1 pseudogene is annotated in these 1,251 nt (G+C 58.8%); it reads left to right on the plus strand.

Going from position 1 to position 1,251, the window contains the following annotated elements:
* Positions 1 to 338, plus strand: a pseudogene (locus AC50YC_RS19790) (phenylacetate--CoA ligase family protein); the annotation flags it as partial.
* Positions 339 to 1,251: the final 913 nt, after the last annotated feature.

Here is a 1,251-nt window from a genome sequence, read left to right on the forward strand (position 1 = left end):
TCACGATTCTGGAGGACATCGAAGGGCGCATCGAAGACGTCCTGCAGCTGCCCGGCAAAGCAGGCAGTGTAAGTGTCCATCCGATTGTGTTCCACCATGTTCTCGACGAGGCCGCTGCTGCGGGGTGGCAGGTCATTCAGGAGGCCTCAGGGCTGCGGGTCCTCATGGCGGGCCTCGCATCCGGAGCCTCCACCGAGGGAGTCCACGCCGCAGTAGCCGGCGCGCTCAACGAAGTCGGTGTAGTAGACACCCCGGTGGACGTAAGCCTTGTTGAACGCGTCGAACGGACCGCTTTGGGGAAAGCACCCTTCGTGCGCAGTCTGACGCGCGGCCGATAACAAGTCGGCCCTCCTGAAGCAAACCCCGACCTGGCTATTCGGTGAGGCGTCGAATAGGTGCAAACTGGGTCGTCATCGGGTTGCGAGGAAAAGGAATCAGAGCTTCCGACATCGGCAACGTGCTTGGAGCCTCCGCGCCAACGGTCTACCGGCACTTTCGATAGGTCAGACGACTGCGGAAAGTGACCGCGAGCGTAATGAGTGTCCGTAGTGACCGTACCGAAAATTGTCCGTGTAGCGGGTTGTCGTGGCGGCACTTCTGGGGCAAATTAAAGGATGGTCCGGTTACGTGGCGTTCCGCGGACGCGGGCAACGGGGGAGTGCCCGGCTTTGAGTGTCCGGTCTAAGGTGGTGGCTCCTGGACCTCGTATAGGTAGGCATCGAGGTCGAAGAGTGCAGCGTTTCCATAGTGGGTCCAGTATCTGATCCATAGGCGCTCCAGAGCGGTGGCGTTCTGTTCAATGAGATTTCGCGGTGTCTGTCGTGGATCGTTCATGGGTGCTACCCCGTTGCCGCTTTGAGCCTTCCTGTGGTGCCTGATGTTCAGGCCCCTGATTCAAGAATCTACCCTGAGGTCGTTCCCTGACAACGGAAGGGCACGTTGTAGGACCGGGAAGAGGCATTCCTAACCGCAAGGGTTGCCAGGTCGAAGACTTCGGCCACTGTGCATTTTGGAGGTGTTCTTATCTTCGGTGTTCAAAGCCCCCGTACCGCGAGAGGCAATATCGTCATCGACATGCAGCCCTGCCCTATCGCAGTTCTGGACGTCAGAGCCGCCTGATGCCGCCACCACCGCGAAGAGGTCAAGATTGAGGTGTGTCAAGGATGTGAGACAGCCGGTTAGTTTCTTTTTGGGTTAGGCGGCCGCAGGTAGCGGCTGGTTTTTGGTCTTGAAGTTGGCCATTGCTGTTGC

It is taken from the genome of Pseudarthrobacter sp. MDT1-56 (genome assembly GCF_059383555.1).